Source organism: Flavobacterium cheniae, assembly GCF_004363695.1.
In the GTDB taxonomy this organism is placed as follows: domain Bacteria; phylum Bacteroidota; class Bacteroidia; order Flavobacteriales; family Flavobacteriaceae; genus Flavobacterium; species Flavobacterium cheniae.
This window is the reverse complement of the sequence record NZ_SNZC01000001.1, coordinates 342,967-369,799: the sequence shown is the minus strand read 5'-3', so window position 1 is coordinate 369,799 and position 26,833 is coordinate 342,967. Positions and strand designations below refer to the sequence as shown.

23 protein-coding genes and 3 tRNA genes are annotated in these 26,833 nt (G+C 31.4%); 12 read left to right on the top strand and 14 right to left on the bottom strand.

The window, feature by feature from the left end:
• Positions 1 to 2 precede the first annotated feature (2 nt).
• Genes C8D80_RS01700 through C8D80_RS01675 form a run of 6 tightly spaced genes read right to left on the bottom strand, consistent with a single transcriptional unit; the run spans position 3 to position 6,002 of the window.
• Positions 3 to 608, bottom strand: coding sequence for a hypothetical protein (locus tag C8D80_RS01700; RefSeq protein WP_133606723.1), 606 nt, complete (start codon positions 606 to 608; stop codon positions 3 to 5).
• Positions 609 to 622: 14 nt separating this feature from the next.
• A complete protein-coding gene (locus C8D80_RS01695; protein ID WP_133606721.1) occupies positions 623 to 1,414 on the bottom strand; it encodes a (Fe-S)-binding protein in 792 nt (263 codons plus the stop codon).
• Between the two features lie 31 nt (positions 1,415 to 1,445).
• Positions 1,446 to 2,768, bottom strand: a complete 1,323-nt coding sequence (locus C8D80_RS01690; RefSeq protein ID WP_133606719.1) for a (Fe-S)-binding protein — start codon at positions 2,766 to 2,768, stop codon at positions 1,446 to 1,448.
• A 10-nt stretch (positions 2,769 to 2,778) separates the two neighbouring features.
• Positions 2,779 to 3,732, bottom strand: a complete 954-nt coding sequence (locus C8D80_RS01685) for an MlaD family protein (RefSeq protein WP_133606717.1) — start codon at positions 3,730 to 3,732, stop codon at positions 2,779 to 2,781.
• Positions 3,733 to 3,767: 35 nt separating this feature from the next.
• Complete coding sequence (locus C8D80_RS01680; RefSeq protein WP_133606715.1) at positions 3,768 to 4,895, bottom strand: N-acetylmuramoyl-L-alanine amidase family protein; 1,128 nt, start codon at positions 4,893 to 4,895, stop codon at positions 3,768 to 3,770.
• Between the two features lie 12 nt (positions 4,896 to 4,907).
• Entirely contained in the window at positions 4,908 to 6,002 is a 1,095-nt protein-coding gene (locus C8D80_RS01675; protein ID WP_133606713.1) for an N-acetylmuramoyl-L-alanine amidase family protein, read from the bottom strand.
• 70 nt (positions 6,003 to 6,072) lie between these two features.
• On the opposite strand from C8D80_RS01675, the gene C8D80_RS01670 reads away from it, so the two are divergent.
• From C8D80_RS01670 to C8D80_RS01660, 3 genes are all read left to right on the top strand, one after another.
• The gene (locus C8D80_RS01670; RefSeq protein WP_133606711.1) at positions 6,073 to 8,775 is read left to right on the top strand and encodes a putative LPS assembly protein LptD; all 2,703 of its coding nucleotides are present in this window, start codon (positions 6,073 to 6,075) and stop codon (positions 8,773 to 8,775) included.
• Positions 8,776 to 8,787: 12 nt separating this feature from the next.
• The gene (locus tag C8D80_RS01665) at positions 8,788 to 9,168 is read left to right on the top strand and encodes a RidA family protein (RefSeq protein ID WP_133606709.1); all 381 of its coding nucleotides are present in this window, start codon (positions 8,788 to 8,790) and stop codon (positions 9,166 to 9,168) included.
• A gap of 127 nt (positions 9,169 to 9,295) precedes the next feature.
• Entirely contained in the window at positions 9,296 to 9,778 is a 483-nt protein-coding gene (locus C8D80_RS01660; RefSeq protein WP_133606707.1) for a hypothetical protein, read from the top strand.
• 93 nt (positions 9,779 to 9,871) lie between these two features.
• Here the strand turns inward: C8D80_RS01660 and C8D80_RS01655 are convergent, their stop codons facing one another.
• From C8D80_RS01655 to C8D80_RS01635, 5 genes are all read right to left on the bottom strand, one after another.
• Positions 9,872 to 10,243 carry a methylglyoxal synthase gene (locus tag C8D80_RS01655; RefSeq protein ID WP_133606705.1) on the bottom strand — a complete coding sequence of 124 codons (372 nt, stop codon included), beginning with the start codon at positions 10,241 to 10,243 and terminating at the stop codon, positions 9,872 to 9,874.
• 84 nt (positions 10,244 to 10,327) lie between these two features.
• A complete protein-coding gene (locus C8D80_RS01650; RefSeq protein ID WP_133606703.1) occupies positions 10,328 to 11,179 on the bottom strand; it encodes an N-acetylglucosamine kinase in 852 nt (283 codons plus the stop codon).
• Between the two features lie 75 nt (positions 11,180 to 11,254).
• Complete coding sequence (gene gap, locus C8D80_RS01645) at positions 11,255 to 12,259, bottom strand: type I glyceraldehyde-3-phosphate dehydrogenase (RefSeq protein WP_133606701.1); 1,005 nt, start codon at positions 12,257 to 12,259, stop codon at positions 11,255 to 11,257.
• 27 nt (positions 12,260 to 12,286) lie between these two features.
• The gene (gene pfkA / locus C8D80_RS01640; protein WP_133606699.1) at positions 12,287 to 13,273 is read right to left on the bottom strand and encodes a 6-phosphofructokinase; all 987 of its coding nucleotides are present in this window, start codon (positions 13,271 to 13,273) and stop codon (positions 12,287 to 12,289) included.
• A gap of 135 nt (positions 13,274 to 13,408) precedes the next feature.
• Positions 13,409 to 17,794, bottom strand: coding sequence for a translocation/assembly module TamB domain-containing protein (locus tag C8D80_RS01635; RefSeq protein ID WP_242004795.1), 4,386 nt, complete (start codon positions 17,792 to 17,794; stop codon positions 13,409 to 13,411).
• A 216-nt stretch (positions 17,795 to 18,010) separates the two neighbouring features.
• Here C8D80_RS01635 and tsaD point away from each other — a divergent pair, with 216 nt between their 5' ends.
• The 8 genes from tsaD (at position 18,011) to C8D80_RS01595 (ending at position 25,045) form a co-directional block, all read left to right on the top strand.
• Positions 18,011 to 19,033 (top strand): tRNA (adenosine(37)-N6)-threonylcarbamoyltransferase complex transferase subunit TsaD, encoded by a 1,023-nt coding sequence (gene tsaD / locus C8D80_RS01630; protein ID WP_162845022.1) that lies wholly within the window; start codon positions 18,011 to 18,013, stop codon positions 19,031 to 19,033.
• A gap of 5 nt (positions 19,034 to 19,038) precedes the next feature.
• A complete protein-coding gene (locus tag C8D80_RS01625) occupies positions 19,039 to 19,743 on the top strand; it encodes a 16S rRNA (uracil(1498)-N(3))-methyltransferase (protein WP_133606692.1) in 705 nt (234 codons plus the stop codon).
• Positions 19,736 to 20,377: a DUF4159 domain-containing protein gene (locus tag C8D80_RS01620; RefSeq protein ID WP_133606690.1), complete on the top strand. Its 642-nt coding sequence runs from the start codon at positions 19,736 to 19,738 to the stop codon at positions 20,375 to 20,377. Before C8D80_RS01625 ends, C8D80_RS01620 begins: the two co-directional genes overlap by 8 nt.
• A 307-nt stretch (positions 20,378 to 20,684) precedes the next feature.
• On the top strand, positions 20,685 to 21,644 hold the full coding sequence (locus C8D80_RS01615) for a zinc metalloprotease (protein ID WP_133606688.1): 960 nt from the start codon (positions 20,685 to 20,687) through the stop codon (positions 21,642 to 21,644).
• A 79-nt stretch (positions 21,645 to 21,723) separates the two neighbouring features.
• Positions 21,724 to 22,818, top strand: coding sequence for an AI-2E family transporter (locus tag C8D80_RS01610; protein WP_133606686.1), 1,095 nt, complete (start codon positions 21,724 to 21,726; stop codon positions 22,816 to 22,818).
• Between the two features lie 2 nt (positions 22,819 to 22,820).
• Positions 22,821 to 24,005 (top strand): class I SAM-dependent methyltransferase, encoded by a 1,185-nt coding sequence (locus C8D80_RS01605; protein WP_133606684.1) that lies wholly within the window; start codon positions 22,821 to 22,823, stop codon positions 24,003 to 24,005.
• Positions 24,006 to 24,010: 5 nt separating this feature from the next.
• The gene (locus tag C8D80_RS01600; RefSeq protein ID WP_133606682.1) at positions 24,011 to 24,580 is read left to right on the top strand and encodes a hypothetical protein; all 570 of its coding nucleotides are present in this window, start codon (positions 24,011 to 24,013) and stop codon (positions 24,578 to 24,580) included.
• 12 nt (positions 24,581 to 24,592) lie between these two features.
• Positions 24,593 to 25,045, top strand: coding sequence for a hypothetical protein (locus C8D80_RS01595; protein ID WP_133606680.1), 453 nt, complete (start codon positions 24,593 to 24,595; stop codon positions 25,043 to 25,045).
• Between the two features lie 53 nt (positions 25,046 to 25,098).
• Here C8D80_RS01595 and C8D80_RS01590 read toward each other — a convergent pair.
• The 3 genes from C8D80_RS01590 to C8D80_RS01580 all read right to left on the bottom strand — a co-directional run bounded on the left by C8D80_RS01590 (position 25,099) and on the right by C8D80_RS01580 (position 25,360).
• Positions 25,099 to 25,172 (bottom strand) — tRNA-Arg (locus tag C8D80_RS01590).
• 13 nt (positions 25,173 to 25,185) lie between these two features.
• Positions 25,186 to 25,260, bottom strand: a tRNA-Pro gene (locus C8D80_RS01585).
• A gap of 16 nt (positions 25,261 to 25,276) precedes the next feature.
• A tRNA-Ser gene (locus C8D80_RS01580) sits at positions 25,277 to 25,360 on the bottom strand.
• 268 nt (positions 25,361 to 25,628) lie between these two features.
• Between C8D80_RS01580 and C8D80_RS01575 the strand changes: the two genes are divergently transcribed.
• Positions 25,629 to 26,807: an acetyl-CoA C-acyltransferase gene (locus C8D80_RS01575; protein ID WP_133606678.1), complete on the top strand. Its 1,179-nt coding sequence runs from the start codon at positions 25,629 to 25,631 to the stop codon at positions 26,805 to 26,807.
• Positions 26,808 to 26,833 lie beyond the last annotated feature (26 nt).

The following is a 26,833-nucleotide window of genomic DNA, read 5'->3' as shown; positions in this document are numbered from 1 at the left end:
GTTTATTTTTTTATGATATCAGTAACAATTTTATACGATACAAACTTGCCTAATTTAGCATCAAACAATTCCATTTCATAATATACAACGTCAACAGCATCAGATGCTTTTAAGACTTTATCCGTTAACAAAAAGGCATTATCAAAACTACTTAATAAGATGAATTGATTAGTTTTACCTGAATCTTCTTTTACAATAAATGTTATGAATTGCTCCGATTTAATTTCTGAAATTTTTCCAGAAATTGTTAGTTCTTCAGCATCAACAACTTCTTCAGCTTCTCCTGATTCTTCATCTAACATAAATTTAAAAACAGCCGGACATTTTAATCCCATTCTAGCGCCAATATTAGTTGCTAACTCTTCCATTTTTTTATCGTTAGAAATTACATTTTTCCCATAATGTTTTTCTACATCTTTCTCATAAGCATTGATACCTTCAATCAAACAGATTCCGATGGTTAATTCAAAATTTTCTTTTGTAAGCTCTTGTTTTTCAGTACATTCACAAGCTTTTTCTGCTAATTTATCAGATAATTGATCTTTAGTAAGTTTTTGAGCAAAAGCAACATTTCCTACAAGGACAAGTAATAATAAGATTTTTTTCATGTTTTGGTTTTAATTTATAAAATTTGTGCGTTTGCAATTATTTCAGCAATATCTAAGACTTTAACTTCATTTTCTTTGTGTGCAAATTTTATTCCGTCGGTCATCATTGTATTGCAATAAGGACAACCTGTGGCTATAATATTGGGAGTCGTTTCAAGAGCATCTTGTGTTCTTAAAACATTGATTTCCATATTCCCTTTTTCAGGTTCTTTAAACATTTGAGCTCCACCAGCTCCACAACATAAAGCAGAACTTTTACTTCTCTTCATCTCAACAATTTGTGCATTTGTTTGAGATAATATTTCTCTAGGAGCTTGGTATTCATTGTTAGCTCTACCTAAATAACACGGATCATGAAAAGTAATACGACTACCTTTATAAGTATCTTTATTAAAATCAATACGCCCTTCTTTCAAAAGTTGCTGAATAAACTGAGTGTGGTGCAAAACTTCATAATTTCCACCCAAACTAGGATATTCATTTTTTAAACAGTTAAATGAATGAGGATCACATGTTACAATTTTTTTTACTTCGTAAGCATTAAGCAATTCAATATTCATTAATGCTTGCATTTGAAATAGAAATTCATTTCCAGCTCTTTTTGCAACATCACCCGTGCAACTTTCTTCAGTTCCTAAAACTGCAAAATTTACATTTGCTTTATTTAAAATTTTAACGAAAGCTCTTGAGATTTTTTTTGCTCTGTCATCGAAACTACCAGCAGAACCTACCCAAAATAAAATTTCAGGTTGTTTTCCTTCGGCCATCATTTGGGCCATTGTTGGTACAATTAAATTTTCAGACATATTATATACTATTATGATAGTTAATGTAAAATTATTCGTTTACCCAATTTAAACGATCCATTTGATTGTAAGGCCAAGGCGCACCGTTGTTTTCAATATTACTCATCATATTGTTCAATTCCATTGGTGCTGCACTTTGTTCCATTACCAAATAACGACGCATATCAATAATAATTGATAACGGACTAATATTAATAGGACATTCTTCAACACAAGCGTTACAAGTTGTACAAGCCCATAATTCTTCTGGTGTGATATAATCGTTTAATAATGATTTTCCATCATCAACAAATACACCTTTATTTAAATCGATATTTCTTCCTACTTCCTCTAAACGATCACGCGTATCCATCATGATCTTACGAGGCGATAATTTTTTACCTGTCTGATTTGCTGGACATGAAGACGTACAACGACCACATTCGGTACAACTATATGCATTTAATAACTGCACCCAGTTTAAATCTTGAACATCAGAAGCTCCAAATTTAGCAGGAACTGCATCTGGATTTGCTGGCGCTGCAAACGGGTCAGCACTTGGATCCATCATTAATTTTACTTCATTTGTAACACTTTCTAAATTGTTTAATTTCCCTTTTGCATTTAAATCTGCAAAGTAAGTATTAGGGAAAGCTAGTAAAATGTGTAAGTGTTTAGAGAAATATAAATAGTTCAAGAAAACTAAAATTCCGGCAATGTGTAACCACCAAGCAGCTCTTTCAATAATTACAACCAAACCTTCACTCATTCCATTAAACATTGGAGCGATAAATTGAGAAATCGGAAAACTTCCTGCTTGATTATAATGTCCTATTCCTAAATTTTGCAAATGAAAATCAGCCGCATTCATTAATAAGAATAATGACATCAATACAACTTCAAAATATAAAATATAATTGGCATCGTTTCTTGGTTTTCCATCTAAATCGGAACTAGCGAAACGACCTAATTTGGTAACATTTCTTCTAATCCAAAAGATAATTACTGTGATTAAAACTAAGAAAGCTAAAATTTCGAATGAACCAATTAAAACATCGTAAAATCCTCCCATGAATGACAACACTCTGTGGGTTCCGAAAAGTCCATCAATAATAATTTCGATTACTTCGATGTTGATAATTACGAATCCAACATATACTATAATGTGTAAAAATCCAGCAACAGGACGTTTTACCATCTTAGATTGACCCAAAGCAACCATAGTCATATTCTTCCAACGTTCAGAAGCATTATCACTACGATCTACATCGTGTCCTAATTTAATATTACGAATTAGTTTTTTTACATTAATTGCAAAATAACCAATACCAATTGCTAAAAGCAATGCGAAGAAAATATTATCTAAAAATTGCATCGTATAAAATTTACTTTTTAATTGTATCGTTTACTGGCGCTACATAAGGTTTGTTTTTCTTGCCAAAAACAGAAACATTTACATAACGTGTTGGATTTAGTCGAACGTCTTGTAATAACAATTCTAATTCTTTAGAAGTATTAGTAAAGTTATTATACATAGCATCGTCTTTCATTAATTTCCCCATAGTTCCTTTTCCTTGTTCTATGTCGGTCATTATTTTATCAACATTTGCTAATGTTTTTTCTAAATTTTTAACCGTTTGTCCCAAATTAGCTTTAGCTAGAGAATCAGACATTTTTGAAAAATTAGCAGCTGTTTTATCAAAATTAGTCATCGTTGAATTGATTTTCGATTTGTTATCAGCAATCATTTCGTTGATGTTTTTTGAAGCTACACTAAATTCGGAAAGTGTTTTGTTTAGTTCAGCAATACTATTTTTAAGATTTTGCTTTGTTTTTTCGTCTAGAATTTCATTTACGTTTGTAAATAAAACATCAGCATTGTCTAATAATTTTTGAACTTTATATTGTAAAGGTTCTAATTGTTGGGCTAAAGCATCCGTTAATCCTAACTTGCTACTCGCTTTTAAGTAATCACCCGTTTTGATATAATCCTTATCTTGAAAATTAGGTTTGATAGCAATTTGTCTTCCTCCTACTAAACCAGAATCATAGATTTCGGCAACACTAGATTTAGCAATTGGAAAATCAGTTGTGATTTGCATTTCTACTAATAACTTTCCATCAGGTTGAATATTAATGGAATTAACTTTACCAATAGCTAATCCGTTTAACGTAACTGGTGCTGAATTCACAAGTCCGGCTACATTATCGTACACAACATAAACACGTGTGCTACTATCAAATAAGTCTTTCCCTTTTAAAAAATTATATCCCCAAATAAATAAAAATATTGAGACAATAACGAGGATGGCGGTTTTGATTTCTTTAGTTAGTTTCAAAGCTTTATAATTTTTAACAAAAATAAACTTTTATTTTATTTTATTGCATCGGTAACGTTTATTTTTATTCCATCTTTATAAGCTACAATAAATGCAGAAGAATATCCTTTTTTCTTGGCTTCTTCTAACTTTTGTTTAGCTACATCGTAATTTTTTTCTGAGGCGTAAAAATATTTAAATAAACTACCTGTAGATTCAACCGAAATTGGGCTTAATCCTTTAAAATTTGAAGGCGATGTTGCTAATTCTTTTGTACTAGCCGAAATTTGAATTTTAAATACAATTCCTTTTTCTGTAGCTTTTTCTACTTTCTTAACAGCTTCCTCTTTCTTTGGAGTTTCTTTTACAATTGTTTCTTCTTTTTTAGCAATGATTTTGACGTCTTCTTTAACATCGTCATTGTTTGAAGGATTGAAGAATTCATTTTTATAATCCATGATAGCTCCCGCAATAGCTTCAGCTAATTTATTTTGACCGTCTTCTGAATTTAAAAATTCTCCTTCTTCTTTATTAGACACGAATCCCATTTCAACCAAAACTCTTGGCATCGTAATTTGGCGCAGTACTAAAAATCCAGCTTGCTTTACACCTCTATTCTTATTGTCGGTTTTCTTCGTGAAAAATTCCTGAACTCTTCCTGCTAGCTCAATACTTTGGTCAAGGTGTTCTTCTTGTAAAATTGAAATTCCGATAACTGATTCGGGCGAATTTGGGTCAAAGCCATCATATTTAATTTTATAATCGGTTTCCAAAGTAACTACTTCATTTTCGTTTTTTGCTACTTCTAAGTTCGAAGCATTTCGGGTAATACCCATTACATAAGTTTCGTTTCCTGAAGCGGCTTGGTTTTTATTCGCATTACAATGCATCGAAACAAAAATACTTCCTTTCGATTTATTGGCAATATTGGCACGTTGCTGTAATTCAATAAAAACATCCGATTTACGTGTATACACCACATCAATTTGAGGATCCTTTTCTAAAATAGCTCCTACTCGAAGTGTTGTTTGCAAAGCAATATTTTTTTCAATGTTACCATGATATACGGCACCATAATCTTTTCCGCCATGGCCAGCGTCTAAAACTACTTTAAACTTTTGACCTTGACTATATCCTGATAAAAAATGCATTGCAATAACTACAAATACAATTCTCTTAAACATACGCTTTTCTTTTTATTTTGTAAATGTTACTATGTAAGCCGAAGTAAATCCTTTTTTCTTTGCTTCTTCTAATTTTTTCTTACAAGCAACTAAATCCGTTTCTTCTCCGTAAAAATACTTATATACCTTTTTGTCTTTTTCAACTGATATTTGCTTTAAACCTTTAAAATTTGATGGTTTTGTATCCAGTTTTTTTGTTCCAGCTGAAATTTGAACTTTATAATACGTCTTGTTTGATTTTTCGTTATTTGAATTATCAGAACTATTGCTTTCAGAATTTGAATCAACTTTTGTAGGTATTACATTTTCAACCGTTTCTCTTTCAGCAACTACACCATTAAAGAAATTATTTTTATACGATACAATTGCATTTGAAATCGATTCCGACATTTCTTCTTTCCCTTTTTCAGAACTTAGGTATTTTCCTTCTTCAGGATGAGTCACAAAACCTAATTCAATTAAAACTCCTGGCATAACGGTAGCATCTAAAACCCAAATAGGTTGTTGCTTTACTCCTCTTGAAAATCTATTATTATTTTTAACAAAGTTAGTTTCTATTTCAGATGCCAAACTAATACTTTGATCTAGAAACTCTTCTTGCAATATTTTTAAACCTAACAACGTTTCCGGATTATTTGGATCAAAACCTTTATACTTTTCATTATAATCTTTCTCTAAAAAGATAACACCATTCTCTTTTTTTGCAATATCTAAATTAGTATCGGTTCGAGACATTCCCATTACAAAAGTCTCTGTACCTCTTGCTGCAGTACTTTTAACTCCATTACAATGCACTGAAATAAATAAATTTGCCTTTGCTTTATTAGCAATATTAGCACGCTCTCTTAATCCTATAAAAACATCAGTTTTTCGAGTATAAACTACCTCGATACTATTATTTTTCTCTAAAATCTTACCAATTTTAAGCACCACATCTAAAACGATATCTTTCTCTTTTATTCCGTTTTTTATTGCGCCTGGGTCTTCTCCTCCATGACCAGCATCTAAAACCACCTTAAATTTAGAAGTGTTTTGACTAAATCCAAAGCTGAAAGTGAAAAATAAAACCAGTAAAGACAAGTATTTAGTGTTTTTTTTAGATGGCATAAAACAATTGATAAGTTTATAAGTTATAATTATATTAAAACATTATTTTTGCAAAAAAATATATGTAAGTTTGACACTTCAAAAAGTGAGCCAAATTTTTACAAAAATACTATTAAAAGCATTGCATACAAAGTTATTTCATATCGTTTTTTCAGTAATTTTTCTAACATTAGGAACCACCTCTATTTTTTCTCAAGAAAATCCAATTCCAGGTACCGTTATTTTAACGAAGTCTGATCTTGAAAAAGTTAAAGATTCTACTGCTTCTACTAAAGACACTATAAAAAAGAAAAAACCTTTCTTAGATGGTGTGGTAAATATGAAAGCGAAAGAATATGAAAAACTTGACCAAAAGAAAAAAACTGTTACTCTTCACGATGAAGCAGAAATCTACTATACCGATTTTGAACTTAAAGCTGGTAGAATTGTTTTAGACTATGAAAAAAATCTAGTTTATGCTGGAAGATTAAAAGATTCGGCTGGAAATTATATTCAACGTCCTATATTCAAACAAGGAGACAATGTTGTTGAACCCGATTCTATTATTTTTCACACCAAATCAAAAAGAGCTAAAGTTTGGAATTCGAGAACGCAACAAGGTGAACTTTTTATAAAAGCTGAAATTTCTAAAAAAGAAAATGATTCGGTTTATTTTATGAAAAATGCCCGAATGACTACTTCTAAAAATATAGAAGAACCAGAATATTATTTTTTAGTTAAAAGAGTAAAGTTTGTACCTAAGAAAAAAGTTGTAATTAGTTCTACTCAAATGTACATTGCGGATGTTCCTACTCCTATTTGGTTGCCGTTTGGTTATTTTCCAATGACCGAGAAAAGTACTTCAGGTTTTATCATGCCAACTCCAGGACAAAACAACAGACAAGGTTACTTTTTACAAAACGGAGGTTATTATTTTGCACTAAGTGATTATTATGATTTAGCCGTTTTAGGAGATTATTATACAAATGGTAGTTATGGTTTACGAGCCGAAAGTAGTTACGCCAAACGCTATAAATTTAATGGTCGTGTAAATCTTAGATTTGAAAACAACATTCAAAGTGAAAAAGGTTTTCCAGATTATTTAAAATCCAGACAATACAATATTCAATGGTCGCATAGCCAAGACACTAAAGCTTCACCTAATTCTAGATTTTCGGCATCGGTAAATTTAGGAAGTAGTCAATACTTTAGACAATCGGTAAATTTGAATAACATTGGTTCAACAGTAAATAACAATTTAAGTTCTTCTGTTTCCTATTCAAAAACCTTTCAAACGGTTCCTCAAGTAAACATGTCTTTGTCTGCAACGCATTCTCAAAATACAAATACGCAACAAATCGACATGACACTTCCAACGTTTCAAGCAAGTGTTGATCGTATTTTTCCCTTTGCTTCCAAAGATGGAGTTAAAAAAGGATTCATAAAAAATATTAATTTACAATATAATATTAGAGGAGAAAACAGAATTCGTACTACTGATTCTTTATTCTTTAAGCCTCAAATGTTTAGAGATGCAAGAACTGGATTTCAACACTCTATTCCTATTAGCACCAATTTTAAAGTTTTTAGACACTTTAGTGTTACAGCTAGTGCTAACTATAATGAAGTTTGGACATTAAATACTATCGAAAAATTTTATAGCGCTACAGAAAACAAAGTAGTTACTATAGATCAAAAAGGTTTTGAATCTTACCGTACTTATAATTTCAATGCTGGAATTGGAACAACACTTTATGGTACTTTTAATTTTGGAGAAGGTAAAAAAATTGAAGCTATTCGCCATGTAGTTCGACCAAATATTTCATATGGTTATACCCCAAGTTTTGATCAATACTTTGAAAGATATGCTTTAGATGCTACTGGAATAAATTTTGCCGATTATACAAAATTTGATAACGGTCTTTTTGGTTCGCCTTCAAATAATATTTCCAACGCATTAAATTTTTCCGTAAGTAATACTTTTGAAGCCAAAGTAAAAGACAAGGAAAGTAAAAAAGGTGAGACTAAGAAAGTAATGCTTTTAAACAACTTAAATTTTGCTACTCGATACGATTTTACAGCCGATTCTTTAAAATTAAAAGAAATTTCGGTTAGTGGTGGAACACAATTGTTCAAACAAAAGATGAGTGTCAATTTTGCAGCCGTTCTTGATCCGTATGCGATTGACAATTCGGGAAGAAGAATAGAAAAATTCAATATTGATAATGGTGGGAGTTTACTAAGATTGCCTCGCGCCAATTTAACTTTAAACTATAGTTTTTCAAGTGCTGATGGTGACAATAAAAATAAATCAAATGAACAAAATGTTCAAAATGGAGGTCGTGAAGACGATTTATTTGGTGTAGGTGCTGATTTAAGTGATAACCGCCAAAGTTTGTTTAAAAAAGACGAAGAAGGTGAAAAAAAAGATTCTAATTCAGAATGGTACAATACTAAACTGCCTTGGGATTTAGTTATTGCTTATTCAATGAATTACAACAATACAAACAGACAAAACGAAATTGCTTCTCACTCTTTAATGGCATCAGGAAATATCGAATTAGCGCCAAGATGGAAAGTTGGATTTTCATCAGGATATGATTTTGTGCAAAAAGGCGTTACGTTTACGCAATTGCGTTTTGAACGTGATTTAGAAAGTTGGAGAATGAGTTTCAACTGGGTACCATTTGGACAAAACACCTACTGGGGCTTTTTCATAGGAATTTCATCTTCTATATTAAGTGATATTAAATACGACAAACGCCAATTACCAGACCGCGTTTTCACACAATAATAAACATACAACATGAAAAAAATTATTTATACCGATAAAGCGCCTGCTCCTATTGGACCTTATAACCAAGCTGTTTTGGTAGGCAACACCTTATACACTTCAGGGCAAATTGCTTTAGACCCAGCCACTATGGAGTTGGTTTTAGACGATATTGAAACTGAAACCAAACAAGTAATGGAAAACATGAAAGCCGTTTTAGCTGCAGCCGACATGACATTTGAAAACGTAATTAAAACTACCATTTTTATTATGAATATGGGTGATTTTGCAAGAATTAATACCGTTTACGGAAGTTATTTTGATGAAGCCACAGCGCCAGCAAGAGAAACCTTACAAGTAGCCTGCTTACCAAAAAATGTAAATATTGAAATCTCAATGATAGCAGTGAAATAAATTTGCTACACTTTATAATTTGAAATCCTCACAATTTTTGTGGGGATTTTTTTATATATTAGCTAAAAGTAATAACTTTAATACACTATTTATTTATTAATCATAAGTATAAAATTATATTAAAAGAATGAAATCAAAATTTTCTATATCATTTATCCTTATTAGTTTTTTATCGCTTTTCGGACAAGAAAACATTAATTTTGAACAAAAAGCATTTGAATTTTATAAAGATTCTATAATTGATAAAACTTCATCGAAAATTAACTTTGTTATTAAAGTTCAGGATTATAATTATTGGGAATCAGATTGTACTGAAAAATACGCACTTAAATGGCAAGACACTATGTTTGCTTTAGTTGAAAGTAAAAATAATATTAAGTTAAAAAACATTAATTTAAGTAATGATAATAGATTTAAAAAAATAAAGAAGTTTAAAAAAGGTGATTATCCAAGAACTTTTGTTATATCAAATCTGAAAAGAGATGAAAATCAAAACTTTGTCACAATTGTCGAAACCTACAAAAACGAAGTTATCAATTATCTTTTTGAAATGGATATTTATGGTAAAGTTATAAATTGGTGTAAAGGAAAATGGATTGGGAAAAATTGAATCCAGCCACTAACTGCGGTTTGCTTCAATGGATACTTTTGAATTTAATCAAAAGCACGCAATTACATTCCTTGCCCACAAAATAAATAAAAGTTAAACTTCATCCAATCCCAACAATAACAACTGCGCTGTTGCTTCATTCGTAGCTAAAGGGACATTATGAACATCGCAAATACGAATTAGCATATTAATATCCACTTCGTGGGCGTGACTGGAGTTTGGGTCTTTGAAAAACAATACCATTTTGGTTTTTCCTTCTGCTACTCTTGCTGCAATTTGAGCATCACCACCTAATGGTCCTGAAAGCATTTTCTTTACTTTAAAACCAGCTGCTTCTGCTTTTGAACCAGTTGTTCCAGTAGCAATAATTTTAAGATTGTCTCTTAATAAAAGGGCTTTGTTTTTATTTAAAAACTGCACCATATCGGCTTTTTTTCCGTCGTGCGCTATAATGGCTATTTCCATATTCTTTAATTTCCTTACAAAGATAAAAATAAAAAATCCCAAATCAATTGCTTCTGATTTGAGATTTTATCTATTTCATTTTAATTATTTGTTTAAAATGTGATATTCAATTAATCCGTCAATTGGTCTTCGTAACACATTTCCTATTGTAATTCCGCGTTTTTTTAATACTTCTGTTAATTCCTCTTTCAAATAAAACGCAATCGAACCTATAAAATGTACTGGAACTTCTTTACAATTTTCGAACTGCTCAACGTAGTTTTCAACAAAACATTCCATTTCTTCTTGAATGAATTTTTGACAGAATTCGGTGTCTTTATGCTTGATTAAGAATTTTGCAAATGTTGCTAAGTACGCATTTGGATTTGGTTCTTTATATAAGTTTTGCTTGATGTAATCAGCATCCACATTATATTCTTCTTCAAATTCTTGTGCTAATTCTTTTGGCATTTTACCAAAATAATATCCACGAATTAAATGACGTCCAAAACGATTTCCAGAACAATCATCCATGGCAATATAACCAAGAGATTGTACTTTTTGGTGCAAAACTTTTCCATCAAAATAAGAACAATTCGAACCAGTTCCTAAGATACAAACAATGGCTTTTTGATCTTTTGGCGTTGTAGCATAAACCGCAGCATACGTATCTTCATGAACAACTACATTAGCATTTGTAAAATATTCTTGAAAAACTAATGTTAGAAAGTCTTTCATTCTATCGGTTCCGCAACCTGCTCCGTAAAAGAACAAGTGAGTTGCTTTGTCTTTGTTGTGCGAAATATCAAATTTATCGTCTAAACGATTGATAATTTCTTCTTTGTGTAATACTTCAGGGTTTAATCCTAAAGTTTGAGTAGTGAATAATACTTTTCCGTTATCATCAATAGCAATCCAATCGGCTTTAGTAGAACCACTGTCAACTAATAATTTCATTTGGTTGGTGTTAGTTTAGTTTAAGGAACAAAAAAATCCCGCACACAAATGTAACGGGATTTTTTTAAAGAAATATTATTTTAAACCAGCAATATGTACTGATAAGTCAATTAATTTACTTGAATATCCGTATTCGTTATCGTACCAAGAAACCAATTTAAAGAAAGTAGAGTTTAACCCAATTCCAGCTTTAGCATCTACTACAGAAGTTCTTGAATCGCCAACAAAATCTTGAGAAACTACATCATCTTCAGTATATCCTAAAATGCCTTTCATTTCGTTTTCTGAAGCCGATTTTAATACTTTCATGATTTCTTCATAAGTAGTTTCTTTAGCTAATTTAACTGTTAAATCTACAACCGAAACATCAACTGTTGGTACACGGAATGACATTCCTGTTAGTTTTCCGTTTAATTCTGGAATCACTTTTCCAACCGCTTTTGCAGCTCCAGTTGACGAAGGAATGATATTTACACTTGCAGCACGTCCACCTCTCCAATCTTTCTTAGAAGGACCATCAGCTACCATTTGTGTTGCTGTTGATGAATGAACGGTTGTCATTAATCCTTCAACAATTCCGAAATTATCATTGATAACTTTTGCTAATGGTGCCAAACAGTTTGTTGTACATGAAGCATTAGAAACAATAGTATCCGAAGCTTTTGCTTCGGTGTGATTTACTCCCATTACAAACATTGGTGCATCCGCCGAAGGAGATGAAATGACTACTTTTTTCGCACCACCATCAATGTGAGCTTGCGCTGTTTCTAATGTGGTAAAAATTCCAGTACATTCAGCCACTACATCTACATTTACATCTCCCCAATTAATTACTTTAGGATCTTTTTCTGCTGTGACTCTTATAAATTTATCGTTTACATATAGTTTACCTTCTTTAACTTCTACTTTTCCATTAAAACGACCATGAACTGAATCGTATTTTAATAAATAAGCTAAATGATTTACATCTAATAAATCGTTGATGGCTACTACTTCTACATTATCTCTATTGAACGTTTCTCTAAATACAATTCTTCCGATCCTTCCGAATCCGTTAATTCCTAATTTTACTTTTGACATTTTCTTTTCTTTTGTTTACTATTTTTATTATGATGATACGATATCGGATACTTTTACCAATTCCATATCTATTTCACTTTGTCCTTTAATGGCTTGTTCTAATGGTGTTAGTGTTACTTTATCTTGATATAAACCCACCATGAAGTTTGATTTTCCTTCTAATAAAGTTTCAACTGCTTTAACTCCTAATCTAGACGCTAAAACTCGATCAAAGCAAGATGGAGAACCACCGCGCTGCATGTGTCCTAAAACTGAAACACGTACGTCATATTCTGGCATATTTTCTTCTATGTAATCTTTTAATTCGAAAACATTTTTACCAATTTTATCTCCTTCTGAAACTACCACAATACTTGAAGTTTTTCCTGAATCCTTACTTCTTTTTAATGATTCCACTAAACGTTCTAAACCAAAATCTTCTTCTGGAATTAGGATTTCTTCTGCTCCTGCTCCAATTCCAGCATTTAATGCGATATGACCTGCATCTCTTCCCATTACTTCTACGAAAAATAATCGGTTGTGAGAGTTTGCGGTATCTCTAATTTTATCAATAGCATCAATTACGGTATTCAAAGCGGTGTCGTATCCTAATGTATGACTTGTTCCAAAAATATCGTTATCAATGGTTCCTGGAATTCCGATTACAGGAAATTTATATTCTTCATTGAAGATTTCAGCACCTGTAAAACTACCATCTCCACCTATTACTACAAATGAATCAATTCCAGCGGCTACTAAGTTTTCGTATGCTCTTTTTCTTCCTTCTGCGGTACGAAAATCTGCCGAACGAGCTGATTTTAAAATTGTACCTCCTTTATTAATAATGTTTTTCACATCACGAGGTCCCATTTCTTTAAAATCACCTTCTATCATTCCTTGGTATCCTCTGTAAATACCAACACATTCTACATTATAATAAGCACAAGCTCTAACTACTGCACGAATGGCAGCATTCATTCCTGGAGAATCTCCACCAGAAGTTAAAACACCTACTCTTTTAATCTTTGTTGACATATATTTTGATTGTTTATGTAAAGTTATAAAACGAAAAATAAAAAAACAGTGATTCTTGCAAACTATTTAATTATAGTCGCAAATTCAAACGTTTTCGTTAATAACTTTTTGATTTTTCTACTAAAAAACTACGAATTAATCGATTTCAGGAACATGAATAGGTTCTGGTTTAATAGCCTCTGTTGATTTTGTTTTTCTTTGATTGATGAATTCAATAAACTCCGGTGGAAATTCTGAATCAGGTAAATCATCTTGCGATTTAGATGGATCTGTCTTCTTTTTATTTGTATTGAATATTTTTTGCATCATTTCTTTAAATGTATCAAATTCAACATTATACGTAATTCCAAGACCTTGCGTATATCCAATTCCTTCTCCTACGTAATTGATGTCGTTTTCACGGTTAAATACATGTGCGTTAAGCGAACCATCTTCATTAATTTGAATTAAAACTTCTAAATTACCCACAATGACAGATTCAGTTACACCACCAACAGGAACTCCTACTTTACCATTAATTGAAATTCTGTCATTAATTCGAGTGTTCATAGTTACTCCAACTCTATCTGATATATCAGTTAATCTATTTCCTTGCGAATAATCTAATCCTAATTGTAAGTTACTATCTTGATCGGCAAACAAACCATTAATAATAGAACTTGCTCCTTCAATTAAAGAACCATAAGCGGCATTACCTGTAGATTCTGCTGTTACAAAAGAACCAGTTGCCATTAGAGCAAAAGCTTGAGTTTGTCTTGTATCTTTATCTTGTAGCTTATAATCAATTTCACTTTTTAATACTGAACTAACTGTTGGGAAATCAATATTAAAATCAGGTTGTGGATTGCTTAAATTTCCGTTTAGTAAAATAGTTACATTGGTATCAACTTTTCTATTAAAAGAAGCACTTTCAACTAAAACTGCTGGATTTGCCATAGTTTTATAAGTTGCTTTTAAGTCTAAAACAGCATCCATTGGGTTACCATCCCAACGGATAGTTCCCCCTTTTTCGACACTAAATTTTTTATCGATAATTCCGCCATATTTGAAATTGTATTCCCCTTCCTGAACTTGAAAATCTCCATACATTTCAAATTTACCCAAAGTATTAATATTCATTTGCATAGAACCATAGCCCTTACCTTTCATGGCATGTCCGGTTTCTCGATTTAAAATAATCTCAATATCAGTATCGGTATCAATATCAAAATTAAAATCAAGTTCTATTCCTTCGTATCTATTTTCTTTAGAAATTTTTTCAGTTAATGATTTTTGAAATTCTTCAACTGTCATAAAATTGATAAACGAATTGTTACCTAAATCTTCTTCATCATTTACAGGAATTTTTATAGAAGTTCCTTTTTCAGATTCACCTGCTACTTTGATATTTAAAGCATCTACAGAACCAGTAATACTAGCTTTTCCTTTCATAAAAGCTGTTCCGTAATAATATGCATCTTCCGAATCTTTGGTATCTAAAGCCAAAATATTATCAGAAACTAAATGCAAATCAAGTTCCCAATCGCCAAGATTTTCATGTCGGATAGTACCATCAATTACTCCTTTGGTTTTGTATTTGGTATCGGTTACTTCAATTTTTCTCAAGCTAAATTGATGCTCGGTTAAATCTACTATGGCATTTTTCTCAAACGCATAATCTACATTCAAATACGGAACTCTCATTCCTGCATCGTTAAGATAGAGACGTCCATCCATTTCGGGCTCAGTCAATGAACCTCCAATTGTAGCTCGCCCTGTTGCATTTCCTCTAATATCTGACAAAACATTACCAAGTAAGGAACCAAAAGGCGCCAAATTAAACTTATCGAACCCAGCTACCAAATCCAAACTAGATTGTTGACCAACAAAATTTACATTTCCATCTAAGAAAAAGTGTTCTTGTCCTTCTTGCTTCAAACTAGAGTTAACTTTAAACTGGTTAAAATTTTCATTTCCTTCAATTTTAAAATCTAAATCGCCTAATAAAAACTGATTGATTTTTAAGCTATCAATAGTAAGATTAGAAATAGGTTCGTATTTATTTCGATCTTGTTTGTACGTTATATTTCCATTTACTTTTCCACCAAAAGACAAACTATCTAATGAAGGTGTGACTTTGTTTAAATCGACATCATCAAAAGTTAATTTAAAATCTTTATACGTTGAATCGCGCATGGTACCGAAGAAATCAATTTTTTGGTCATTATGAGATAAAGTCAACTTTTCAAAATTGAAATTTTTAAGGTATTTATCAAAAACTATTTTATTATCGTTCGTTTCACCTTCATTAATGAACCATACATAATCTTTAAATTTAATTTCCGATTTTTTAAATCCAAGAATTGACTGTTTGTCTTCATCTATAGTGTGGTATAAGTTTAAGTCGTAAGTATCTTCACTTTTTGGACCTCCTTTAAATTCGGAACGTACAAATAAGGTGTCATTTAAAGTAACATTGATCAAATTAAAATCGGCAATTTTATACTTGTCATTTTTAATTGAATCAACAGTAATGTAGGCGTTATATAATGGATTTTTATTATCGATTTCAATATTTACATTTTCAATAGTATTTTCATATGCAATGATATTTGGCGAAGTAAAATCGAAGACAAATTTCCCTTCATCACCATTAATTTTTCCTTTAAGCTTAGTATTCTCAGATATTTTAACATCGGGAACAAATACTTCAACAATTTTATCGTGAAGCGTTAAATCGAAGTTTATGAATTGTCCTTTTTCTAATTTATTTGGAGAATAATTGGCATACAAACTTCCTAGTGCATTCTCTACCATTTTTTGTACCTGACTAACTTTGTATTTTCCAACAATTTGACCAGTTATAATATCGGGAGAGTTGATATCGATTGTTCGTACTCTATCACTATCAAAAGAAGAAACAATTTCAAAATCATCAAAAAAGTAGGAATCTTTACTGTTTTGATACGAAACATCATTTACATGCAATACGCCAGCTAAATCATCAATTGAATTTCCATCAGCTTTAAAATCGATAGTTCCTTTAAAAATGGAAATAGAATCTGTTTTATAGAAGTTTAAGATATGTAAATCGGCATAGTCAATTTGGGCTTTAAAATCATACTTTTTGGCTTTTAAACTCAAATCGATTGTTCCGTCAAAATCCATTTTCAAATTAGGATCATTACTATTAAAATATCCTTTATAATAAGGCATTTTCATACTTCCATCAACCGTAATATTTTGATAGTTGTAACCGTTGTAATAGAATTTTCTGATTTCACCTTTAATTGCAGTATTCAACAATTTTTGAGTAAATCCTCTCCCGTCAACATCTAAATTCAGGGTTGCTCTTCCTATTTCTTGTTTACCTAACAAAGTTCCTAAATCAAAATCATTTAAAATTAAATTTCCTTTGTACAATGCATTATCAATAACATCAATATTTTGCATTGACAAATTACTTTCTAATTCGCCTAATTTAGACATTAAATAAACATCCGCATTAATATATTTTTGGGTTAATTCTACTCCGCCAATCATGTTTACCGTTCCTAACTTATCTAAAGTTGATGGTAAATTTTTACCTAAAATTCGAGGCAAAATCGCTTTTAATCGATCATAACTAGAAGTAAGTCTATCAAAATTTCCTTTCATGTAAAAAGCTTGATCACCTTTTCCAAAAAGATTCTGAAAATTAATGGTTCCAACAATCTCCGATTGATTTTTATCGACTAATTTTAAATTATGTGTAGTGAAATTGTTCAATGTTCCAATCAAATGCGTATCCACATAGAAAACATTGTTTTTACCAAATTCGTTATAGAAATAATTCAAATCGTTTGATGCAATCGAAGCTTTATCAAATTGAACATCAAAAACTACTTTGTTATTAAAATCAGAAAAATCTTTTCGGTCGTATTTCAACTCTACTCTACCTTTCATTTCTGATTCAGGCGTTTTCATCGATAGACCATCTAACAAAATATTCTTTTTCGTATAGGTAAAATCAGATGTAATATTTTCAACCACTAATCCTCGATGATCTTTAAACGATAACTTTTCAATGTAAGTAGTAACATTTGCACCTTTTATGAAAAAATCTTTAATTTCTCCATTAAGCTGAGTAAAATCGAGCATTTTTGGAGTTTTAAGATTGTGATCGATGTATTGAAAACGACTATTGAAAACGGTCATTTTATTGGCTTTCATTCTAAATTTTCCAGAAGAAGGTGATCCATCATCAAATGCTTCAATAAATTTATCAAGATTGGTATACTTTTCACCTTTATAATTCACAATACGAGCATCTAATCCATTAAGAATTACATCTTTCATGTAAGGATGACCTGGATCGTAAATTTTCTTGAAACTTAAAATAGAAGTATTTAGCTTTTTAATGTAAAACAAAGTGTCTTGATGATGGTCTAAAACCAACACTTCTCCTAATTTTACACTACCAAAAGGCGTTATAGCAACTTTACCTATTGAAATATTGGTTCCAAATGATTTATTTAAACTATCAGTTGCATATTTACCCAAAGCAGTTTGAACAAAAGGCAACGATAAAAGAATACCCAACAACAATAGAAGCAATAATATTGCAACTAGGGTTCTAAATAGTATTTTTTTAAATTTTTTGATACGTTCTTTTGTTTTAAATTTGCGTCAAAATTATCCCTTTTGGGTATAACCCAACAAAAATAGGGAATTTTGTAAGATAATTGTAATATCTTTAGTTCAAATTTCATGCCTAAAATGACAGAAAGAAAAATATATACTTTAGCTATCGAAAGTTCGTGTGATGACACTGCTGCTGCTGTACTTTGTGACGATGTAGTATTATCTAATATTGTAGCGCGTCAGGCAATTCATGAAGAATATGGTGGCGTAGTTCCTGAGCTAGCTTCTAGAGCGCACCAACAAAATATTGTTCCAGTTGTTGATGTTGCAATTAAAAAAGCAGGAATAACTAAAAATGACTTGAATTGCATAGCTTTTACGCAAGGTCCAGGATTAATGGGTTCGCTTTTAGTGGGTGGTTCTTTTGCGAAATCGATGAGTATGGCATTAGATATTCCGTTGATTGCAATTAATCACATGAAAGCGCATATTTTAGCTCATTTTATTGCCGAAGAAGGTTATGAAAAACCAACATTTCCTTTTATTGCTTTAACTATTTCAGGTGGACATACCCAAATTGTAAAAGTCAATAGCTTTTTCGATATGGAAATTATTGGAGAAACTACCGATGATGCTGTTGGTGAAGCATTTGATAAAAGCGCCAAAATTTTAGGACTTCCCTATCCTGGCGGACCTTTAGTAGATAAATTTGCTCAAGAAGGAAATCCGAAAGCGTTTCCATTTACCAAACCAAAAGTTGACGGATTGAATTTTAGCTTTAGCGGATTAAAAACTCAAATTTTATACTTTGTTCAGAAAAATGTAGCATTGAATCCTAATTTCATCGAAGAAAACAAAGCGGATATTTGTGCTTCCATTCAATATACCATTATCAATATTTTAATGGATAAGCTGAAATTAGCGGTTGCTGAAACGGGAATTAATCAGATTGCAATTGGTGGTGGTGTTTCGGCAAATTCTGGAATTAGAACTACATTGAAAGAAGCAGAAAAGAAATATGGTTGGAAAACGTATATTCCTAAATTTGAATACACAACCGATAACGCAGCCATGATTGGAATTGTAGGTTATTATAACTTTTTAGAAGAAAATTTTAGTAACGCTGAAATAACGTCTAAAGCACGAATTGAATTTTAAATCCTATGCAATTATTCTATAATTCAGAAATAAAACAAGGTGATTCAAACTTCTTTTTCGACAAAGAAGAAAGCAAACACATAGTTAAAGTATTACGTAAAAAAGAAAGTGATAAAATATTTATTACTAATGGATTAGGTTTTTTATTTGAATCTGAAATTATTTTAGCTTCTGAGAAAAAGTGCGAAGTTAAAATCATCAAAGAAACATTCAAAGAACCAGATTCTTTTTACACACATATTGCTGTTGCCCCTACCAAAATGAACGACCGATTAGAATGGTTTTTAGAAAAAGCAACTGAAATTGGCATTCATGAAATTACCCCAATCATTTGCGATCATTCAGAAAGAAAAGTATATAAAATTGATAGAGCGGAGAAAATAATTCAAGCCGCTATGAAACAATCGTTACATTATTATTTACCTAAAATTAATGAACCAATTTCGCTTTCTCAATTTGTAAAATCAAACATCGACGGACAAAAATTCATCGCGCATTGCGAAGAAACAGATAAGAAATCGTTTAAAAACGAAGTTAATAAAAATAATAAAGTAACTATTTTAATTGGACCGGAAGGCGATTTTTCAACAAAAGAAATCAATTTGGCTATTGAAAATAATTTTATTCCTGTAACTTTGGGAAATACAAGATTACGAACAGAAACTGCAGCTTTAGTAGCGTGCCAGACCATTGCGTTGATAAATGAATAAATTTTTAGCTTTTGGAATTTTATTAGTTTGGAATTTGGGCTTTACCCAAGAAATCGCCGTTGCTAAATATTCTGGTGGTGGCGATTGGTATTCAAATCCAACTTCTTTACCCAATTTAGTTAAATTTTGCAATCAAAACATCAAGACCAATTTTAATACTAAAATCGCAACTGTTGAAGTGGGAAGTGCTGAAATATTCACCTATCCATTTGTTCACATGACCGGTCATGGAAACGTTGTTTTTAGTGCTAATGACGTGATTAACCTGAGAAATTATCTTACTTCTGGTGGTTTTTTACATATTGATGACAATTACGGAATGAACGAATTCATTCGAAAAGAAATCAAAAAGATATTCCCTGATAATCCACTTACAGAAATTCCTTCCAATCACATTTTATTTCAAGAACCTTTTGCTTTTCCTGGTGGATTGCCTAAAATTCACGAACACGACAATCAAAAACCACAAGCTTTCGGAATTTTCATTGATGGTAGAATCGTTTTGCTTTACACCTACGAAACCGACTTAGGTGATGGATGGGAAGATGCCGAAGTGCATAATAATCCACAATCAACCAGAGAAAAAGCATTGAAAATGGGTGCCAATATTATCAATTACGTTTTTAAGAATTAATTTTTTTTAAACTTAAAAATTCATTTTTATTTCCTCTTTATTTTAAAAAACTTCATTTTTTTTTTCAAAATCTCAATAAACACTGAAAAAATAAATTGAAAAAGTACAGAAAATCTGTAACAATAATTCTACAAAAGTTTTTTAGTTTTGAAAAGAAACATTTAATAACTATTTGAGAAAAATAATGAATACCTTTTTGCAAAAACTTTGATTTATTGTAAAAAAAACAAACATTATAATAAAAAAAATAAAATATCGTTATTAAATTGTTAATTAACCAAAATCAACTAACTAAAATGTATTATTTATGAAAAAACTTCTTTTATCAGCAGTTTCATTACTGTTATTAGTTTCTTGTAGTAACGAAGAATCTAGTTCTTCTAGCGAATTGGCAGCAACTTCAAAACATGATCACAGAGGATGTGCATCACACGAAGTTCACGAACAACAATTAAGAGAAAACCCTGAATTAGCTGCAAAAATGCAGGAAATTGAGAGATTTACTCAAAATGCTATTACAAATGGAAGACTTGTTAATGGTAAAATTCAAATTCCAGTAGTTGTAAACGTATTATATAGAACTGCTGCTGAAAATATTTCTTTAACACAAATTCAATCTCAAATTGATGTATTGAACAAAGATTTCAACGCAACAAATTCAGATTTTAACCAGGTTCCTACTGTTTTCTCAGGAGTAAAAGCTAACGTTGGAATTTCATTCGTGCTTGATGCTGTTTACAGAAAATCAACTACTAAAACATCGTGGGGAACTCGTGATGCTATGAAAAAATCAACTCAAGGTGGAATCAATCCTACTTCTCCAACCACTAAATTAAACCTATGGGTTTGTACTATTGGTGGTGGAATTTTAGGTTACGCACAATTCCCTGGTGGTTCATCTGCAACAGACGGAGTTGTTATTGATTCAAAATATTTAGGAACTACAGGTACTGCAACTGCACCTTTCAACAAAGGAAGAACAGCTACTCACGAAGTTGGTCACTGGATGAATTTAAGACATATTTGGGGTGACACTACTTGCGGAAGCGATTTAGTAAGCGATACTCCAACTCATAATACAGCTAATTACGGATTACCTGCTTTCCCTCACTACTCTACTTGTACAGGAACACCTATAGAAATGACAATGAATTACATGGACTACACAGATGATGCTGGAATGTACATGTTCTCAAACGGACAGAAAAGCAGAATGCTAGCCATTTTTGCTTCTGGAGGTTCCAGATTTTCATTTGCACAGCCATAATCAAATGAAACATTTGAGTTAATTAGGAAAACTCACCATTATGTGGTGAGTTTTTTTTATTTTAGCCAAAAAGAAAACAATGACATCAAAAGAATTATCAATAGGAATTGTAAGAGCGGTTGCTATATTAGTTGCATCATGCTTGGTTTTGTTTTTTTTGTATCAAATTACAACTGTAATACTGTATTGTATTATTGCAATTGTAATTTCTTTGCTATTGAATCCTTTGGTTAATTTTTTAAAACAAAGATTCAAATTCAGAAATACTTTAGCTGTTATTTCGTCTTTACTAATAGCTTTTCTTATTATATCTGGATTTGTATTGCTTTTCGTACCTTTATTATTAGCACAAGGCGAAAACTTATCGTTATTAGATGTTAGCTCTTTGGAGAAAAACTATCATTTATTGCTTGAAAATATTACTGTTTTTTTAGATTCTTATAATATTAATACTAAACAACTGATTCAAAGTAGTAAACTATCATCTTTTGCCACTTTTGAATTTATTCCGAATTTCTTAAATAGTTTTTTAAGCACATTAGGAAGTTTTAGTATGGGGTTTGCTTCGGTACTTTTCATAACGTTCTTTCTTTTAAAAGAAAAAGACGTGTTATATCTAAAATTCAAACGATTACTTCCTGAAAATCAAAAAGAAAAAGTATTGAATTCTATACAAGATATCAATCATTTATTATCACGCTATTTCTTAGGATTATTGCTACAATTAACCATTATAATGCTTTTATATCTAATTATATTTATAATTTTTGGTGTTGAAAATGCTATTATAATTGCCTTATTATGCGCTATTTTTAATATTGTTCCTTATGTAGGTCCGCTAATTGCTTCAATAGTTGCCGGTTTGTTAATTATGACAAGCGGCATAGGTTCTGGTGCCGATTTTGCCACAGAAACACTTCCAACAGCAATTTATGTATTAATCGGGATGTCTTTAGTACAAGTAATTGACAACAATTTTAGTTCGCCACTTATTTTTTCTAAAAGCACCAACTCACACCCTTTGGAAATTTTCTTAGTGATATTAATTGCTGGAATTTTATTTGGAATCACTGGAATGATTATTGCGGTTCCATTTTATACTTCTTTAAAAGTAATTGGTAAAGAATTTTTACCCAATAATAAAATCATAAAAGCGCTTACCAAAAATTTATAGTTTTGAATTTAGAATCTCTTTTACATATTGATATCCAAAATTTTATCAACCAAAATCTGAATACGGATAGTTCAAAATTGGCTTTAAAGAAAAACCCTTTTCCTGAAGTAAATTACACGACAATTATCAATCAAATCATTGCAAAAAAGAAAGCGAAAGATAAACTTCCAACTTGGTATTTATCCGAAAATATTATTTATCCAGAGAAAATTTCTATCGAACAAACATCTTCAGAAACTACAGCAAAATATAAAGCTTCACTAGTTTCGGGCGAAAATTTAATCGATTGCACGGGCGGATTTGGGATTGATGACTTCTACTTTTCAAAACAATTCAAATCGGTTATTCATTGCGAATTGAATGCTGATTTGTCTAAAATCGTAAAACACAATTTCGAAGTTTTTAAAGCGACTAATATCGAATGTTATCAAGGTGATAGCACACAAATCTTAGAACAATTAAATCAAAATTTCGATTGTATTTACATTGATCCTTCTAGAAGAAATGATGCGAAAGGCAAAGTCTTCATGTTGGCTGATTGTTTACCAAATGTAGTTGATTTACAAGATTTTTATTATCAATTTACAGATATCATTTTAATTAAGACCGCTCCTATTTTAGATCTTCATGCTGGATTATTAGAATTGAAAAATGTAGCAGAAATACATATCGTAGCTGTTGATAATGAAGTAAAAGAATTGCTTTGGAAAATAGAGAAAAATTTCAATGACTCTCCAGAAATTATAGCGGTGAATATCGAAAAAGAAAAAGAAAAACAAACGATCACCAAAATTGAAAGTTCAAAATCGTATTCAGCACGTTATAATTTGCCAAAAAAATATCTTTACGAACCTAATGTGTCTTTAATGAAATCAGGTGGATTTGAAGCGGTTTCCGAATTATTTGCTGTTGGAAAATTGCACCAACATTCGCATTTGTACACTTCGGACGAAATCATCGATTTTCCTGGAAGAAAGTTTCAAATTGATGCGATTGTTCCGTTTCAGAAAAATGAAATTTCGCAACATATTCAAGGTAAAAAAATGAATGTTTCCACACGGAATTTCCCAATAAAACCTGAAGAAATAAAGAAAAAATATAAAATTACAGATGGTGGAACAATTTTTGCATTTTTCACCACGAATATAAATAATGAAAAAATAATTTTACTTTGCACCAAATTATAATCCAAATGAAACACCTTTTATCGCTACTATTGTTACTTACATTAAGTGTTAACGCTCAAAATAAAGATTGTAAATACGACATTGAAGAAAAAACAGATTCTACTTCACTTAAATCATTACCCCATAAATTGATGAATGAAAGAATTTTTGGAAACAATAAAGAATTTATTTTTTTTGGATTACTTAATAGCAATGGCATTCCAATGTTGAGCCTGCAGCAATTACAAAAAAGTAATGATTTTATACCCGTAAATTGTTTATCAAAAAACTCGAAGATTGTAATTCAATTGATGAACGGCAAAATTGTAACCCTTTTGCATGCCTTTGATGATGTTTGTAGTGATTTAAACTATAATTCAGAAGAGAAAAGCAACATTAGATTATTAACAGCTTATTTTTACTTTACTAAAACTAATTTTGAAGAGTTAAAAAATAGTCCCATTTCATTAGTGAGAATTCAATTTTCAGGAGAATCAAAAGATTATGTCGTTAAAAATGAATTGATTTCTGAGTCTTTGAAAATAAAAACAAATCCCGCTAATTATTTTATGGAGTTTTTGAAGTGTGTGGAGTAATATTTATAAAAAATGAAAATTATTTACCTAATCATCTTAAGTCTTCTTACTCAACATGGAGTTATGTCACAGGAGATCAAATCAAACGATCCTTCAAAACTTACTATTGAGTTTATAAAAGACTATAAAAAATGGAACGATTACGCTTATAATTTAAGCCAAACTAAAAATAATGATGAGAATATTGAAAAAGAATATAAAAAAATAATTTCTAAATATTGTCAATTAGGCAAAATACATCAAGGAATTTCATTCGGTAGCGATTCTAACCACTGTCCAGAAAAAGAAAAAATAAGCAAAGAGATTATTAAAAAAAATAGCGCAATAATTAAAACAAAATTTAAAGATCCAAAAAACAGTTTTCGAGATGCTGATTACGAATATCACTTTATTAAAATCGAAAACAATTGGTTTTTAGAAGAAGTGTATCTTGTTGATGAAGATGGAAAATATGAGGGACTCTAAGATTACTCAGAATTGATTAAAACAAAAAAGCCTTGCAATTGCAAGGCTTTTTGTGATCGCGCCAGGATTCGAACCTGGGACCTACTCATTAGAAGTGAGTTGCTCTATCCAGCTGAGCTACGCAACCTATTTTATTATCGTCGGGGTGGCAGGATTCGAACCTGCGGCCTCCTGCTCCCAAAGCAGGCGCGATAACCGGGCTACGCTACACCCCGCAAAAACAAATAAAAGCGGAGAGACAGGGATTCGAACCCAGGCGACGGTTACCCGTCGACAGATTAGCAATCTGCTCCATTACCACTCTGGCACCTCTCCTATTTTGTTGTAAGAACTTATCTTTTTTGCGGTTGCAAATGTATATTTTCATTCTTAATTATACAACATTTTAGGGAGTTTTTTTCAATAAATTTTTCTTATTCCTAAAAAAACGCTTACAATCAATACAATAGCTTTTTAATAAAAATGAAATCAAATTGGTAATATCAAAATAAAATTCGATTTTAACTTAGAATATCAATAAAAACCTTGCCTCAATTCGAATAAAAATAGTAATTTCGCAATTCAAATAAAAAACCTTTCTATCATGACTAAAAGAGTAGTTATCGTTTCTGCCGTAAGAACTCCAATTGGAAGTTTCATGGGAGCTTTATCTAGTGTACCTGCTACAAAATTAGGTGCTGCTGCCATCAAAGGCGCTTTAAATAAAATCAATTTAGACCCTAAATTAGTTGACGAAGTATTAATGGGTAATGTAGTTCAAGCTGGAAACGGCCAAGCTCCTGCAAGACAAGCCGCTTTATATGCTGGTTTATCTGAAAGTGTAGCTTGTACTACTGTAAATAAAGTTTGTGCTAGTGGTATGAAAGCCGTTATGCAAGGTGCTCAAGCTATCATGGCTGGAGACGCTGAAATCGTAGTAGCGGGTGGTATGGAAAACATGAGTTTGATTCCACATTACGTTCACTTAAGAAACGGTGTAAAATTTGGACCAACTTCTTTAGTTGACGGAATGCAGAAAGACGGTTTAACTGACGCATACGATAACAACGCTATGGGTGTTTGTGCTGACTTATGTGCGACAGAATACAACATTACAAGAGAAGCGCAAGATAACTTCGCAATTCAATCATATGAGCGTTCTGCGGCTGCGTGGGAAGCTGGTAAGTTTGACGCAGAAATTGTTCCGGTAGAAGTACCTCAAAGAAGAGGTGACGCTATCGTAGTTTCTAAAGACGAAGAATACACTAATGTTAAATTAGATAAAATTCCTTCATTAGCTGCAGTTTTCACAAAAGAAGGAACTGTTACAGCGGCTAATGCTTCTACTATTAATGACGGAGCTGCGGCTTTAGTTTTAATGAGTGAAGAAAAAGCACAATCATTAGGATTAACTCCTTTAGCTTACATTAAATCATACGCTGATGCGGCTCAAGAACCAAAATGGTTTACAACTGCGCCTGCAAAAGCATTACCAAAAGCATTAGACAAAGCAGGAATTTCAATTTCTGATGTTGATTTCTTTGAATTTAACGAAGCTTTCTCTGTAGTTGGATTAGCTAATGCACAAATCTTAGGATTAGACAATGATAAAATTAATGTAAACGGTGGTGCGGTTTCTTTAGGTCACCCTCTAGGATGTTCTGGAGCTAGAATTATCGTTACTTTAATCAGTGTTTTAAACCAAAACAATGCAAAAATTGGTGCGGCTGCTATCTGTAATGGTGGTGGTGGTGCTTCGGCAATTGTTATTGAAAGAGCATAATTTATAACTTTATTAATGGTGAATTT

Excerpts from the sequence above, each read along its gene's own strand:
- C8D80_RS01650 (WP_133606703.1), bottom strand. The coding sequence starts at position 11,179 with ATGAAATTATTAGTTGACAGTGGTTCTACTAAAGCCGATTGGATTGCT.
- C8D80_RS01700 (WP_133606723.1), bottom strand. The coding sequence starts at position 608 with ATGAAAAAAATCTTATTATTACTTGTCCTTGTAGGAAATGTTGCTTTT.
- C8D80_RS01615 (WP_133606688.1), top strand. The coding sequence starts at position 20,685 with ATGAAAAAACTTCTTTTATCAGCAGTTTCATTACTGTTATTAGTTTCT.
- C8D80_RS01620 (WP_133606690.1), top strand. The coding sequence starts at position 19,736 with ATGAATAAATTTTTAGCTTTTGGAATTTTATTAGTTTGGAATTTGGGC.
- pfkA (WP_133606699.1), bottom strand. The coding sequence starts at position 13,273 with ATGTCAACAAAGATTAAAAGAGTAGGTGTTTTAACTTCTGGTGGAGAT.
- C8D80_RS01660 (WP_133606707.1), top strand. The coding sequence starts at position 9,296 with ATGAAATCAAAATTTTCTATATCATTTATCCTTATTAGTTTTTTATCG.
- C8D80_RS01600 (WP_133606682.1), top strand. The coding sequence starts at position 24,011 with ATGAAACACCTTTTATCGCTACTATTGTTACTTACATTAAGTGTTAAC.
- C8D80_RS01625 (WP_133606692.1), top strand. The coding sequence starts at position 19,039 with ATGCAATTATTCTATAATTCAGAAATAAAACAAGGTGATTCAAACTTC.
- C8D80_RS01610 (WP_133606686.1), top strand. The coding sequence starts at position 21,724 with ATGACATCAAAAGAATTATCAATAGGAATTGTAAGAGCGGTTGCTATA.
- C8D80_RS01680 (WP_133606715.1), bottom strand. The coding sequence starts at position 4,895 with ATGTTTAAGAGAATTGTATTTGTAGTTATTGCAATGCATTTTTTATCA.
- C8D80_RS01690 (WP_133606719.1), bottom strand. The coding sequence starts at position 2,768 with ATGCAATTTTTAGATAATATTTTCTTCGCATTGCTTTTAGCAATTGGT.
- gap (WP_133606701.1), bottom strand. The coding sequence starts at position 12,259 with ATGTCAAAAGTAAAATTAGGAATTAACGGATTCGGAAGGATCGGAAGA.
- C8D80_RS01575 (WP_133606678.1), top strand. The coding sequence starts at position 25,629 with ATGACTAAAAGAGTAGTTATCGTTTCTGCCGTAAGAACTCCAATTGGA.
- C8D80_RS01675 (WP_133606713.1), bottom strand. The coding sequence starts at position 6,002 with ATGCCATCTAAAAAAAACACTAAATACTTGTCTTTACTGGTTTTATTT.
- C8D80_RS01695 (WP_133606721.1), bottom strand. The coding sequence starts at position 1,414 with ATGTCTGAAAATTTAATTGTACCAACAATGGCCCAAATGATGGCCGAA.
- C8D80_RS01665 (WP_133606709.1), top strand. The coding sequence starts at position 8,788 with ATGAAAAAAATTATTTATACCGATAAAGCGCCTGCTCCTATTGGACCT.
- C8D80_RS01655 (WP_133606705.1), bottom strand. The coding sequence starts at position 10,243 with ATGGAAATAGCCATTATAGCGCACGACGGAAAAAAAGCCGATATGGTG.
- C8D80_RS01595 (WP_133606680.1), top strand. The coding sequence starts at position 24,593 with ATGAAAATTATTTACCTAATCATCTTAAGTCTTCTTACTCAACATGGA.
- tsaD (WP_162845022.1), top strand. The coding sequence starts at position 18,011 with ATGACAGAAAGAAAAATATATACTTTAGCTATCGAAAGTTCGTGTGAT.